This is a genomic window from Priestia sp. FSL P4-0332 (genome assembly GCF_038005845.1).
Lineage (GTDB): Bacteria > Bacillota > Bacilli > Bacillales > Bacillaceae_H > Priestia.
The window spans coordinates 4,467,497-4,481,226 of record NZ_JBBOUA010000001.1 but is presented as its reverse complement, the minus strand read 5'-3'; the positions used below and the strand labels follow the sequence as shown (position 1 = coordinate 4,481,226).

13 protein-coding genes are annotated in these 13,730 nt (G+C 39.8%); 12 read left to right on the top strand and 1 reads right to left on the bottom strand.

All coding sequences use genetic code 11. The features are described from left to right. Position 1: 1 nt before the first annotated feature. Entirely contained in the window at positions 2-1,279 is a 1,278-nt protein-coding gene (locus MKY06_RS23540; protein ID WP_064472148.1) for a replication-associated recombination protein A, read from the bottom strand. 226 nt (positions 1,280-1,505) lie between these two features. Between MKY06_RS23540 and cymR the strand changes: the two genes are divergently transcribed. The 12 genes from cymR (at position 1,506) to MKY06_RS23480 (ending at position 13,407) form a co-directional block, all read left to right on the top strand. Continuing rightward, positions 1,506-1,922 carry a cysteine metabolism transcriptional regulator CymR gene (cymR, locus tag MKY06_RS23535; RefSeq protein ID WP_013059297.1) on the top strand — a complete coding sequence of 139 codons (417 nt, stop codon included), beginning with the start codon at positions 1,506-1,508 and terminating at the stop codon, positions 1,920-1,922. A gap of 23 nt (positions 1,923-1,945) precedes the next feature. Further along, a complete protein-coding gene (locus MKY06_RS23530) occupies positions 1,946-3,088 on the top strand; it encodes a cysteine desulfurase family protein (RefSeq protein ID WP_098476295.1) in 1,143 nt (380 codons plus the stop codon). Positions 3,089-3,194: 106 nt separating this feature from the next. After that, positions 3,195-4,307 carry a tRNA 2-thiouridine(34) synthase MnmA gene (gene mnmA, locus MKY06_RS23525; RefSeq protein WP_013059295.1) on the top strand — a complete coding sequence of 371 codons (1,113 nt, stop codon included), beginning with the start codon at positions 3,195-3,197 and terminating at the stop codon, positions 4,305-4,307. A 157-nt stretch (positions 4,308-4,464) separates the two neighbouring features. After that, the gene (locus MKY06_RS23520) at positions 4,465-5,124 is read left to right on the top strand and encodes a tetratricopeptide repeat protein (RefSeq protein WP_013059294.1); all 660 of its coding nucleotides are present in this window, start codon (positions 4,465-4,467) and stop codon (positions 5,122-5,124) included. Between the two features lie 24 nt (positions 5,125-5,148). Continuing rightward, positions 5,149-7,506: an SF1B family DNA helicase RecD2 gene (recD2, locus tag MKY06_RS23515; RefSeq protein ID WP_098476294.1), complete on the top strand. Its 2,358-nt coding sequence runs from the start codon at positions 5,149-5,151 to the stop codon at positions 7,504-7,506. Positions 7,507-7,647: 141 nt separating this feature from the next. Then, positions 7,648-7,839 carry a hypothetical protein gene (locus MKY06_RS23510; RefSeq protein WP_013059292.1) on the top strand — a complete coding sequence of 64 codons (192 nt, stop codon included), beginning with the start codon at positions 7,648-7,650 and terminating at the stop codon, positions 7,837-7,839. Positions 7,840-7,864: 25 nt separating this feature from the next. Further along, positions 7,865-7,999 carry a YrzQ family protein gene (locus tag MKY06_RS23505; protein ID WP_013059291.1) on the top strand — a complete coding sequence of 45 codons (135 nt, stop codon included), beginning with the start codon at positions 7,865-7,867 and terminating at the stop codon, positions 7,997-7,999. A 114-nt stretch (positions 8,000-8,113) separates the two neighbouring features. Then, entirely contained in the window at positions 8,114-9,175 is a 1,062-nt protein-coding gene (locus tag MKY06_RS23500) for an AI-2E family transporter (protein WP_013059290.1), read from the top strand. Between the two features lie 388 nt (positions 9,176-9,563). Then, positions 9,564-12,197 carry an alanine--tRNA ligase gene (gene alaS / locus MKY06_RS23495; protein ID WP_055992482.1) on the top strand — a complete coding sequence of 878 codons (2,634 nt, stop codon included), beginning with the start codon at positions 9,564-9,566 and terminating at the stop codon, positions 12,195-12,197. An 84-nt stretch (positions 12,198-12,281) separates the two neighbouring features. Continuing rightward, a complete protein-coding gene (locus MKY06_RS23490) occupies positions 12,282-12,551 on the top strand; it encodes an IreB family regulatory phosphoprotein (protein ID WP_013059287.1) in 270 nt (89 codons plus the stop codon). After that, positions 12,552-12,968 (top strand): Holliday junction resolvase RuvX, encoded by a 417-nt coding sequence (gene ruvX / locus MKY06_RS23485; protein WP_098476293.1) that lies wholly within the window; start codon positions 12,552-12,554, stop codon positions 12,966-12,968. It begins immediately after the preceding gene. 154 nt (positions 12,969-13,122) lie between these two features. Further along, a complete protein-coding gene (locus tag MKY06_RS23480; RefSeq protein WP_013059285.1) occupies positions 13,123-13,407 on the top strand; it encodes a DUF1292 domain-containing protein in 285 nt (94 codons plus the stop codon). The last annotated feature ends 323 nt before the right edge of the window (positions 13,408-13,730 follow it).

Genomic DNA, 13,730 nt, shown 5'->3' with positions numbered 1-13,730 from the left:
TTCAGCCATTTTCTTTTTTTAGTGTCTCTAAACGATTGAAAACTTTTGAAAAGTATTTTTCTTGTCCATTTTGTTTAGGATGAAAATATTGTTTGTTTTTGATGCGATCCGGTAAATACTGTTGAAGGACCCATCCGTTATCAAAATCATGCGGGTATCGATATTCAACGCCTCGGCCAAGGTTCTCTGCTCCTTTGTAATGAGCATCCTTCAAATGAGGGGGAACGTCGCCGGACAGCCCTTTTTTAATATCACTTATCGCTTCATCTAATGCTTTGTAAGCAGCGTTGGACTTCGGTGATAGGCAAAGCTCAATAACGGCGTTTGCAAGCGGGATACGTGCTTCTGGAAGTCCTAATCGCTCAGTTGCTTGAATAGCTGCGAGAGTTCTCATGCCGGCATCCGGATCAGCTAGTCCAATGTCTTCATAGGCAATGACTAAAAGGCGACGATTGATGCTGATCAAGTCTCCTGCTTCAATTAGCCGTCCCAAATAATGAAGAGCGGCATTTACGTCGCTGCCGCGAATCGATTTTTGAAAAGCCGATAATACATCATAGTGAGCGTCACCATTTTTATCATGTGAAAAATATTTTTGCTGCAGACATTCTTCTGCCGTTTGTAAGGTAATAACGATTTTACCATCGCTTTCACCTGTTGATAAAACAGCCAGTTCCAGAGCATTCAAAGCCGAGCGCACGTCGCCGTTACAGCTGTTGGCAAAGTGGTTCATGGCGTCATCTTCTACGATAATTTTTCTATCCCCAAATCCGTTGGATGAGTCGTTGAGTGCTCTTGTTAGCGCCATTTTGATATCATCTGGCGTAAGAGATTTTAATTCGAAGATTTGACATCTGCTTCGAATAGCAGGATTAATCGCGTGATAAGGATTGCTTGTTGTCGCTCCGATTAGAATGATCATGCCATTTTCTAAATAAGGAAGCAAAAAGTCTTGCTTGGCTTTGTCAAGGCGATGAACTTCATCTAACAGCAGAATTACTTTGCCTGACATTTTGGCTTCTTCGGCGACAATTTCCATATCTTTTTTATTGTTTACAACGGCATTCAACTGACGAAACGCCGTGTTGGTTGTTTTTGCAATAGCTGTGGCAATTGTTGTTTTTCCAACGCCTGGAGGTCCATATAAAATCATCGAGCTTAAGTGATTTGCTTTTACCATTCGATAAATCATTTTATCTTTGCCAACTAAATGCTGCTGTCCGATAACGTCATCTAAATGAGTCGGACGCATTCGAAATGCGAGAGGTTTTGTAGCCATGTTTTTCTCCTTTCTTTTCTTTCACTGTATCACAAGAGGTGAATAGGTGGTGGAAATTTATCTTATAGGCATAGTATGTTATAATATCAACAGTTACATTTGCAAGAAATGCATATAGAGAAGTTCATATAGCTTAGTAAAAAACGACTCATCACAGCATTCAGTGACAACGTGAGGGTCTTATTTTTTTCATAAATAAAAAAAGTGTATTGAAGGAGTGTATCGTATGAAAATTTCAACAAAAGGACGCTACGGTTTAACGATTATGATTGAGCTTGCGAAGCGCTTTGGCGAAGGTCCTATCTCGCTTAAAACTATTGCTCAAACGCATGACTTATCTGAACATTATTTAGAGCAGCTTATTTCACCGCTGCGTAACGCTGGGCTTGTAAAAAGCGTGCGCGGAGCTTATGGAGGTTACATCTTAGCACATGAACCTGCTAACATTACTTCTGGCGATATTATTTCTGTTTTAGAAGGTCCTATTAGTCCTGTAGAAGGAATTGAAGATGAAGAGCCTGCAAAACGCGAGCTGTGGATTCGTATTCGAGATGCAGTTAAAGAAGTGCTAGATAGTACAACGCTTGAAGATTTAGCAAATCATTCTGATGATGATCAAGCGTCTTATATGTTTTATATTTAATAATGAGCTAGGAGGCGCTTATTTTGGAACGTATTTATGTTGATCATGCAGCAACGTCTCCAATACATCCGGCAGTCGTTGAGAAAATGACGACTTTTATGCATGAGTACTTTGGAAATCCATCTAGTATTCATCACTACGGGCGGGAAAGTCGACGCTATTTAGACGAAGCTCGCCAAACGATTGCAGCAAGTATTGGAGCACACGAAAATGAACTGATTTTTACAAGTGGTGGGACAGAAGCAGATAATATGGCACTGATCGGAGTAGCTCTTGCAAACCGCCATAAAGGAAATCATATTATTACCACGCAAATTGAACACCACGCTGTGCTTCATACGTGTGAATATTTAGAAACACAGGGCTTTGAAGTGACTTACTTACCAGTTAACGAGTACGGACAAGTATCTGTGGATGAAATAAAATCAGCCCTAACTGATGAAACAATTCTTGTGTCGGTGATGTTTGGAAATAATGAAGTAGGTGCTATTCAGCCAATTGGAGAAATTGGAGTTCTATTAAAAGAGCATGGAGCATATTTCCACACGGATGCAGTGCAAGCTTATGGATTAATTCCGTTAAATGTGCAACAATTAGGTGTCGATCTTTTATCCGTTTCTGCTCATAAAATTAACGGACCAAAAGGGATGGGCTTTTTATATGCAGCTGCTCACGTTTCACTGTCTCCTTTGCTATTTGGAGGAGAACAAGAGCGCAAACGACGAGCTGGAACTGAGAACATGACAAGTATTGTCGGGTTTGAAGAAGCTGTGAAAATTTCGCAACAAACGCTGCAAACACGTGCAGATGAATATAGAAGATACAAAGAAATAATGGTAGCTGTGTTGAAAGAAGAAGGTATTTCATTTGAAATTAACGGACATCTTGAAAATTCTCTGCCACATGTGTTAAATTTATCATTTCCAAAAACAAATGTTGAATCGATGCTCGTAAATTTAGACTTAGCAGGAATTGCGGCATCGAGCGGTTCAGCTTGCACAGCGGGAGCAATCGATCCTTCTCATGTGCTTGTAGCTATGTTTGGAAAAGGGTCTGAACGTTTAACAACTTCTATTCGATTTAGCTTTGGCTTAGGAAACTCAGCTGAGCAAATTGAAAAAACCGCACGTCAAACAGCAAACATCGTTAAGCGACTAACGATGTAAATAGCAGCCATCAGTAGGGTCTTCATCCCTCACTGATGGTTTGTGTCGTTTCTTTCGCTTTTTAGCGAACAATTTAATTAAAATGAAGAAAACGGAGGTGGCGAAGTTGACAAAATCACCTAAAGATACACGTGTAGTAGTCGGAATGAGCGGAGGCGTTGATTCATCTGTAGCAGCTCTTTTATTAAAACAACAAGGATACGATGTGATCGGAATCTTTATGAAAAACTGGGACGATACGGATGAAAACGGCGTTTGTACTGCGACTGAAGATTATAACGATGTTATTCGCGTATGTAATCAAATTGGTATTCCCTACTATGCAGTCAACTTTGAAAAACAATATTGGGATAAAGTATTTACCTACTTTTTAGATGAATATAAAGCAGGTCGTACACCGAATCCTGATGTAATGTGTAATAAGGAAATTAAATTCAAAGCCTTTTTAGAGCATGCAATGACGCTAGGAGCAGATTATCTAGCGACAGGACATTATGCACGCGTTGCGTACCGTGACGGGGAGTATAAAATGCTTCGAGGCGTAGATGGAAATAAAGATCAAACGTATTTCTTAAATCAATTAGGACAAGATCAGCTTTCCAAAGTAATGTTCCCAATTGGTGAAATTGAGAAATCAAAAGTGCGTGAAATTGCGAAAGAAGCAGGCCTTGCTACAGCAACGAAAAAAGACAGCACAGGTATTTGCTTTATTGGTGAACGCAACTTCAAAGAATTTTTAAGTCAGTATCTTCCTGCTCAGCCAGGTGTAATGCAAACGCTTGACGGCGAAGTGAAAGGCAAGCATGACGGTCTCATGTACTATACAATTGGCCAACGCCATGGTTTAGGTATTGGAGGCAGCGGTGAACCTTGGTTTGTAGTCGGAAAAGATTTAGAAAAAAATGTTTTGTACGTCGATCAAGGCTTTCACAATGAGTTGCTCTATTCTACATCTCTTACAGCAACCAATGTCAGCTGGGTAAGCGAACGTGACTGGTCGTCACCAATGACGTGCACAGCAAAATTCCGCTATCGTCAAACTGATTCAGCAGTAACCGTTGAAAAAGTCGATGATGATACAATTAAGGTTATTTTTGCTGAACCTGTTCGCGCAATTACGCCAGGTCAAGCAGTTGTGTTTTACAAAGATGATGAATGTCTTGGCGGAGCAACAATTGACAAAGTATTTCAAGAAGAAGAGCAAATCTGGTACGTATAATTCATATAAGCAAGAACGAAAAACCTCGGCCGTATATAGCTGAGGTTTTTCTATGATATACTTTACTTATTGGGTAAACTAATAACTTACATATTCTAGATTTTCATGATGTGAAAATCTCTTAAATCATAACTAAAACAGTGGAGTGAACGAAAAAATGACAGATAAAAACCAGCTAGGAATTCAGTATATGCAGGAAGGGAAATTTGAAGAGGCTGCTAAAACATTTTCAGAAGCAATTGAAGATAATCCAAAAGATCCAATTGTGTATGTGAATTTTGGCAATTTGTTAGCGGCTGTTAGTGAGATGGATCGTGCTTTGAAATTTTATGAACGTGCGATTGAATTAGATGAAGAAACGGCAACAGCGTATTACGGAGCAGGAAATATTTATTTTAATGCAGAGCAGCTTGAGCAGGCAAAGCACTACTTTGATTTAGCAATCAAAAAAGGCTTAGATTCATCCGATGCGTACTTTATGCTTGGTTTAACGCTGTTTCATATGGAAGAAATTCGTTTTGCGATGCCTTATCTTCAGCGAGCGGTAGAACTAAACGAACATGATGTAGAAGCAAAATTTCAGTACGGTCTTTGTTTAGCACAGCTCGAAATGGTAGATGAAGCGATTGCTGAATTTCTTAAGGTAGTCAATCAAGAGCCAGAACACGCCGATGCTTTTTATAATTTAGGCGTAGCGTATGCCATGAAAGATGACAAAGATAAGGCGATTGAGATGTTAGATGAAGCTTTAAACGTGCAGCCAGATCACGTAATGGCAGTAAATGCCAAACAAGTTCTGTCTACATTAGAACATTAAGAAAGCGGGTAAAGGAAGGATAACATGAACGAAGAACAAGTGAACCCTTCACAGCCAGAACGTCGTTATATAAGCGGCACGTCGATTGTAACGGTCTTTCATAACGAAGAAAACTTATATAACGTTACGCGGATACGGATCAAAAAAACAAATTTAGAGATTGAAGATAAAGAAACGGTCGTTACAGGCTATTTTCCTAAGCTGAATGAAGATGAAGTATACACGTTTTACGGAGACTTCAAAGAGCATCCAAAGTTTGGTCTGCAGTTTCATGTTGAACAGTTTAAAAAAGAACTTCCGCAATCAAGGCAAGGGGTTGTTCAGTACCTGTCTAGCGATTTATTTCACGGAATCGGTAAAAAAACCGCTGAAAACATTGTGGACGCCCTAGGAGAACGCGCTATTTTTCGTATTTTGCAAAATGAGTCTGTGCTAAAAGAGGTTCCGAGGCTTTCAGCCGACAAGGCAGAAGCTTTAGTCACGCAGCTTCGTGAACATCAAGGGTTAGAAGAAGTAATGGTAAAGCTGACAGACCTCGGGTTTGGACCGCAGCTTTCGATGAAGATTTTCCAAGCGTACAAACAAGAAGCGCTTGAAATTGTTCAAAATAATCCTTATCAGCTCGTAGAAGATATTCAAGGTATTGGCTTTAGCAGAGCCGATGAACTTGGAAAGAGGCTTGGTATGGCAACCAATCATCCTGATCGTTTGCGTGCAGGTATTTTATATGTCATTGAGCAAGAATGCAATCAAATGGGACATGTATACGTCACGGCAGATCAGCTGTATGGAAAAACAGCAGAGCTTCTTCGAAAAAGCAGGCATGAGAATCTGTCTGAAATGGATCTTACAAGAGAAGTGGACGCATTAAAAGCAGACAAAAAGCTTATCATTCAAGACGAAAAAATTTATTTTCCTCCCCTTTTCTATGCTGAAAAAGGGCTGGTTAAAGCTATTCAAAAAATTATGGCTCAAACGCAGTACGAAGAGCAGTTTCCAGAATCAGAATTCTTATTGGCACTGGGTGAACTAGAAGAGCGATTAGACGTGCAATATGCACCTTCTCAGCGCAAGGGCATACAAACCGCTTTAATGTCTCCGATGCTTCTCTTAACAGGTGGACCAGGTACAGGGAAAACAACGGTTATTAAAGGAATAGTCGAACTCTATGCAGAACTTCACGGATGTTCGTTAAATCCAGGGGATTATAAAAAAGATGAAGCTTTTCCTGTTTTACTTGTGGCACCTACTGGACGCGCTGCTAAACGAATGAGCGAAGCGACGGGACTTCCGGCAGTTACAATTCACAGATTATTAAAATGGAACGGACAAGAAGGATTTGATCATAATGAGGAGAATCCAATTGACGGAAAATTACTGATTGTGGATGAAGTATCAATGGTAGATTTGTGGCTTGCTCATCAGCTGTTTAAATCTCTTCCTGCTAATTTACAGGTTATTTTAGTTGGAGACGAAGACCAGCTTCCTTCAGTAGGTCCGGGACAGGTGTTAAAAGATTTACTGAGTTCAGAAGTAGTTCCTACCGTCCGTCTGACAGATGTATACCGGCAAGCGGAAGGATCTTCAATTATTGATTTGGCTCATGAAATAAAAAAAGGAAAGCTTCCGGAAGACTTATCCAGGCAGCAAGGAGATCGTTCCTTTATTCGTTGTCAAGGACAGCACATCACGAACGTCGTGCAACAAGTTTGCGGGAATGCGTTAAAAAAAGGCTATACGGCTAAAGATATTCAAGTTCTAGCTCCTATGTATAAAGGTCCTGCAGGTATTGATAAGCTGAATGAAGTTCTTCAGGAATTATTCAACCCGGCTTCTGAGCAAAGAAGAGAGCTTAAGCACGGAGATATTACGTACCGAGTCGGAGATAAAGTGCTGCAGCTTGTAAATCAGCCGGATAGCAACGTATTTAACGGAGATATGGGAGAAATCGTCTCGGTTTTTTTTGCCAAAGAAAATACGGAAAAACAGGATATGCTGGTTATTTCATATGAAGGAAATGAAGTAACTTACACAAAGCAAGACTTTAATCAAATAACTCATGCATACTGCTGTTCCATTCATAAATCACAGGGAAGTGAATTTCCCATTGTTGTGCTTCCAATTGTTAAAAGCTATTACCGGATGCTGCGACGCAATTTACTTTATACCGCCGTTACGCGAAGCAAACAGTTTTTAATTTTATGCGGCGAAGACGAAGCGTTTCAGCTTGGAGTCAGCCGAAATGAAGACAGCGTCCGACAAACGAATTTACAGCCCTTGCTTCGAGAAAGCTTGGATAACGACATAGAAGATCCCGAAATTCCATTTATGAAAGATGCAAATATTGGGATGGAAAACGTTACGCCGTATGATTTCATGTAACCTTTCGCATGCTAACAAAGAGTTAAATAAACTCCTTTGTTGCCATCCTTCTTTGCTAATTGTCAGAAAATAAAGTATGGACATGGAAAGAAGTGGACATAATGCGTTTATATAAGTAGAACGTATAAAGAGGTGTCGACTTTGTTTAAATGTCCAAACTGTAAAAGTATTGACGTTGGCAAAATTGGTGTAAATCAGTATTACTGCTGGAATTGTTTTATTGAAATGACTATTTCAAAAGGACAAATTAATACTCACCAAGTAGAAGAAGATGGAACATTGAGCTCGCTTGATGATTTGTTCTCAGACGACGAGCGCACAATCAATTTCTAATTCTTTTTTACCGGGAGGAAGAGCAATGGGCAGAATCATTCCGTCAGTAGTCGCTTTCGGTCTTGGAGCTTATGCATTTAAAATGGCAGATGATCGAGAGATGTTTACAAAAAGAAATATGAAAAAAATGCGTAAACGTATGATGAAAGCTATTCACTAATAAAAAAAGCACTATTGCACTTAGCTGCAATAGTGCTTTTTTGCAGGCAGAAGAGACAACTGCATGTATAAACTCCTTTCTTTATCAAAAAATAGAAGAGAGGAGGAGTTTACGTTGAAAGATAGTTCATTCAAATGGTTCTATAGATTCGGACTGCTGTTATTAGCGCTGCTGTGCATATTAGTCTTTTTTAAAGTCCAGTTTTTATGGCTTCCTGTTATTTACATGTTTTTAAAAGCACTGCTGCCTTTTTTTATTGCAGCATTCATTACATATTTACTTCATCCGCTTATTGAAAAAACGCATGATAAAGGCGTGCCTCGTCCTCTAGCTATTTTACTGATCTACATCATCTTTTTTGGAGGAATTGGGTTTGGAGCCTATAAGTCGTACCCTATTTTTGTGGAACAAGTAAAAGATTTAAACGAACAGCTGCCGCATTTTACGAATACATATAGACATTGGGTAGAATCGATTCATGATCGTACAACTTCACTTCCAAACGGTGTACATGAGAAAATTGAAGGCAGCATTGATGATGTAGAGGCTACGCTCAACGTGTGGCTTACAAAAGTGGCGGAAGGATTAAAGTCATTGATTACCTCTTTTTTGATTTTAATCATTATTCCATTTATTGTTTTTTATATGCTGAAGGATTTTTCCTCTATTAAGAAAGCAACAGCTTATGTCACACCTAAAAAGTGGCACAAACCAGGCGAACGTTTTTTATCGGATGTGAATGAATCGCTCGGCAATTACATTAGAGGGCAATTTTTTGTTTGTCTCATTATTGGTGTGATTGCCACAGCAGCACTGTGGTTCTTTCATGTACCTTATGCACTTCTTTTAGGCTTCATTATTGGCGTAACGAATATCATTCCTTATTTTGGCCCGATTATTGGTGCGGTTCCAGCGGCTATTATTGCAGCCACAATCTCGATAAAGTTGGTTATTACCATTGTCATTATAATCTTTGTGCTGCAGTTTCTAGAGGGAAATGTGCTGTCTCCGCTTATCGTAGGAAAGAGTCTTCATATTCATCCTTTGTTTATCATGCTTGCGCTCCTTTTAGGAGGAGAATTTGGAGGAGTATTGGGTCTCATTTTGGCTGTGCCAATTTTAGCAGTCATTAAAATATCTATTTTGCATATCCGCTCTTATACGCTCAAACATTGACAAAGAGCGGTTAATTTGTCATAATATCGCCATAAGAAAACGCTACATATTTTAAACACAATGATGGATCGAGTACGTTGCACACTGGTTTTTAGAGAAGGGCTTCCTTGGCTGAAAGAAGCGCTAAACAAAGAGCAGCTGAACGCTAGTCCAGAGTGCAGGCTAAAACCTGCCGTGTCAGCAACGTTAACGCTATGAAGGTGATAAATGCTTTTGGCATTTATAATCAGGGTGGTACCGCGAGTTCAACTCTCGTCCCTGCTACAGGGATGAGAGTTTTTTTGTGTGCAAATAACTAGCAATTGCTTTTGTACACAGAGAAAATAGATGCTTTTATGTCATCATTTTTTTGTCTATAAATAAGAAGAGTATTAAAGGAGGACCAATCATGAAAAAACTGACGTCAGCACAAGTTCGTCAAATGTATTTAGATTTCTTTAAAGAAAAAGGCCATGATGTAGAACCAAGCGCATCTTTAGTTCCGCATGAAGATCCATCTTTATTATGGATTAACAGTGGAGTAGCTACATTAAAAAAATATTTTGATGGTCGTGTTATTCCTCAAAATCCGCGTATTTGTAACGCACAAAAATCCATTCGTACAAACGATATCGAGAACGTAGGTAAAACGGCTCGCCATCATACGTTTTTTGAAATGCTTGGTAATTTCTCTATCGGTGATTATTTCAAAGAAGAAGCCATCCAATGGGCATGGGAATTCTTAACGAGCGATAAATGGATTGGATTCGACGCAGATAAGCTATCTGTAACAGTTCACCCTGAAGATGAAGAAGCATTTAAGATTTGGAATGAAAAAATGGGCGTGCCTAAAGAGCGCATCATTCGTTTAGAAGGTAATTTCTGGGATATAGGAGAAGGTCCGAGTGGTCCAAATACAGAGATCTTTTATGATCGCGGAGAAGCATATGGAAATGACCTAAATGATCCGGAATTATATCCAGGTGGGGAAAATGAGCGTTATTTAGAAATTTGGAACCTTGTATTTTCTCAATTTAATCACAATCCTGATGGCACGTACACGCCGCTTCCAAAGAAAAACATCGATACGGGAATGGGCTTAGAGCGTATGGTTTCTGTTATTCAAGACGTGCAAACAAACTTTGATACAGATTTGTTTATGCCAATTATTGAAGCAACAGAAAACATTTCAGGCGCTAAATATCGTACAAATGATGAGCAAGATACGGCATTTAAAGTCATTGCTGACCATATTCGTACGGTAACATTTGCTGTAGGTGATGGTGCGCTTCCTTCAAATGAAGGCCGTGGGTATGTGCTGCGCCGTTTGTTACGCCGAGCAGTTCGCTATGCTAAAAAGTTAAACATTAATCGTCCGTTCATGTACGAGCTAGTGCCGGTAGTAGGGGAAATCATGGTTGATTTCTATCCGGAAGTAAAGGAAAAAACGGATTTTATCCAGCGCGTAGTAAAAAATGAAGAAGAGCGTTTTCACGAAACGTTAAATGACGGACTAGCTATTTTGGCAACCGTTATTAAAAAAGAAAAAGCGCAAAACAGTGATACGGTACAAGGCGAAGATGTTTTCCGTTTATATGACACGTATGGATTCCCTGTTGAATTAACGGAAGAATATGCAGAAGATGAGAACATGAAAATTGATCATGCAGGTTTTGAACGTGAAATGGAAGCACAGCGTGAGCGTGCGCGTGCTGCTCGTCAAGATTCTAGTTCTATGCAAGTTCAAGGCGGCGTACTTGGTGAAGTAACGGTTGCAAGTGAGTTTGTTGGCTATGATAAAAATGAAGTAGAAACAGTTGTTGAAGCAATTATTGTAGACGGTGAGCTTGTTGACCGCGCTGAAGCTGGAACAGAAGCGCAAGTCATCTTAAGCCACACGCCATTCTATGCAGAAAGCGGCGGTCAAATTGCGGACCAAGGTACGATTCAAAGTGCTGCAGGAACAGCGGAAGTAAAAGACGTTCAAAAAGCGCCAAACGGCCAAAATGTCCAAACGGTAGCTGTAACAAACGGTGAGCTTGTAAAAGGTGAAATATACACGGCGACGCTTGATGAAGAAAACCGCAGTGCGATTGTGAAAAATCATACGGCAACGCATTTATTGCATCAAGCATTAAAAGATACGTTAGGAACGCATGTTAATCAAGCGGGTTCTTTAGTAACAGCGGATCGCTTGCGCTTTGACTTCTCTCACTTTGGTCAAGTGACACAAGAAGAGCTTGAGAAAATTGAACAAATCGTTAATGAAAAGATTTGGGACAGCATCTCTGTACAAATTGAAAACAAAGCAATTGACGAAGCAAAAGCGATGGGTGCAATGGCGCTATTTGGTGAGAAATACGGAGATATCGTGCGCGTAGTACAAGTAGGCGACTACAGCTTAGAATTATGTGGTGGATGTCACGTGCCAAATACGTCTGTTATTGGTTTATTTAAAATTGTATCAGAATCGGGAATCGGTGCAGGTACTCGACGCATTGAAGCTGTAACTGGAAAAGCTGCCTATCAGTTAATGAACGATCAAGTAGGCTTACTAAAAGAAGCTGCGGCAAAAGTAAAATCCAACCCGCGTGATTTAGTAGGGCGCGTTGAAGGATTACTAGAAGAAATTCGTAATCTTCAGCGTGAAAATGATTCACTATCTACAAAGCTTGGCAATATTGAGGCTGGCAATCTCGTTGACCGAGTGCAAAACATTAATGGTGTGAATGTACTAGCAGCGAAAGTGAATGCAACGGATATGAATAACCTTCGCGCAATGGTTGACGATTTAAAACAAAAATTAGAATCCGCTGTGATCGTATTAGCTTCTCCACAAGGTGAAAAGGTAAATATTATTGCAGGTGTAACAAAAGATTTAATTGCTAAAGGCCATCATGCTGGCAAACTTGTTAAAGAAGTAGCGACGATTTGCGGCGGAGGCGGAGGCGGACGCCCTGACATGGCGCAAGCTGGAGGAAAAGACGCTAGCCAAATTGAAAAAGCACTTGGCACTGTAGAAGAATGGGTTAAATCCGTTTAATTCTCCTCTTTCTTGGTGTACAATATAAATAAGACTTAGCATAGTGCACAATGTGTTCACAAATTAAGAGAGTGAGGTGGGACCGTGAGTTCATTTGATAAAACCATGCAATTTAATTTTCAAGATGAGCCAGCTGAAACAAACGTACATGAAGTATTGTTTACGGTTTATGACGCACTGCAAGAAAAAGGCTACAACCCGATCAACCAAATCGTTGGGTATTTGTTATCAGGAGACCCTGCTTACATTCCTCGTCATAACGATGCGAGAAACACAATTCGCCAGTTAGAGCGAGACGAGCTCATTGAAGAACTTGTTAAATCTTATTTACAACAGCATCGAAAGGATTCATAAATGCGCGTATTAGGATTAGATGTAGGAACCAAAACAATTGGTGTGGCAGTTAGTGATGAAATGGGATGGACAGCGCAAGGAATTGAAACAATTAAAATTGCAGATGAGCAGATGGAGCAATCATATCCTCGTTTACAGCAGCTAATTGACGAATATTCCGTAGAGAAAATCGTAGTGGGTCTTCCTAAAAATATGAATGGTACGATTGGCCCTCGAGGCGAAGCGTGCATTGAGTTTGCTGACAACGTCAAAGAAAAACTTAACATTGAAACGATGATGTGGGACGAGCGCTTGTCGACGATGGCAGCAGAGCGAGTACTGCTGTCTGCCGATGTAAGCCGCAAGAAACGCAAAAAAGTAATCGATAAAATGGCAGCTGTTATGATTCTTCAAGGATACTTAAACAGCAAGCAGTAAGAAAAGCAGCAGGCTTTGCCTCAGCTGAAAAGTTATGAATTTCCCTTTTGCATATTCTTTTGTACGTAAAAGGGAAGTGAAATAACTGAACGGCTTGCTTTTCGCTGAAGAAAAAGTTAAGCTAAGAGCTTACAATATAAAATGAGGTGCAAACATGAGCGTAGAAGAAAATAAAATTACAATCGTCGATGAGAATGGAAATGAGCAGCTATGCGAAATTTTATTCACATTTGATTCTGATCAATATAACAAATCATATGTAATTTACTATCCAATCGGAGCAGACCAAGATGATGAAGAGGAAATTGAAATTCATGCATCTGCTTTCACACCAAGTGAAGATGGTCAAGACGGTGAGCTTCAACCGATTGAAACAGAAGAAGAGTGGGACATGGTTGAGGAAATGGTTAATACATTCCTTGACGAAGAAGGCGAATAATTATAGTGAAAAAGCTGATGACAATCGTTATCAGCTTTTTTTTACATAGCGGCTGTTCTTTTTAGATATAAAAAGGTTTTTCCTTGCATTCTTAGGGCAGATTGTATGATAATGACGAAAAATAAGATAAATTGTAGTATAATAATTCCTGCGTGTGAGAGTGCATTTTAATAAAAGAATTCATTGTTTGAACGGATGAAACTAGACTTTGGGCAGACAATAACATAAATCATGGAAAAATTTTAGAAGAGGCGAGAGTTTAAGGAAGCGATACCATCTCACACCTATAGGCGATACGAATGAATCGCAATCTCATGTCTCCT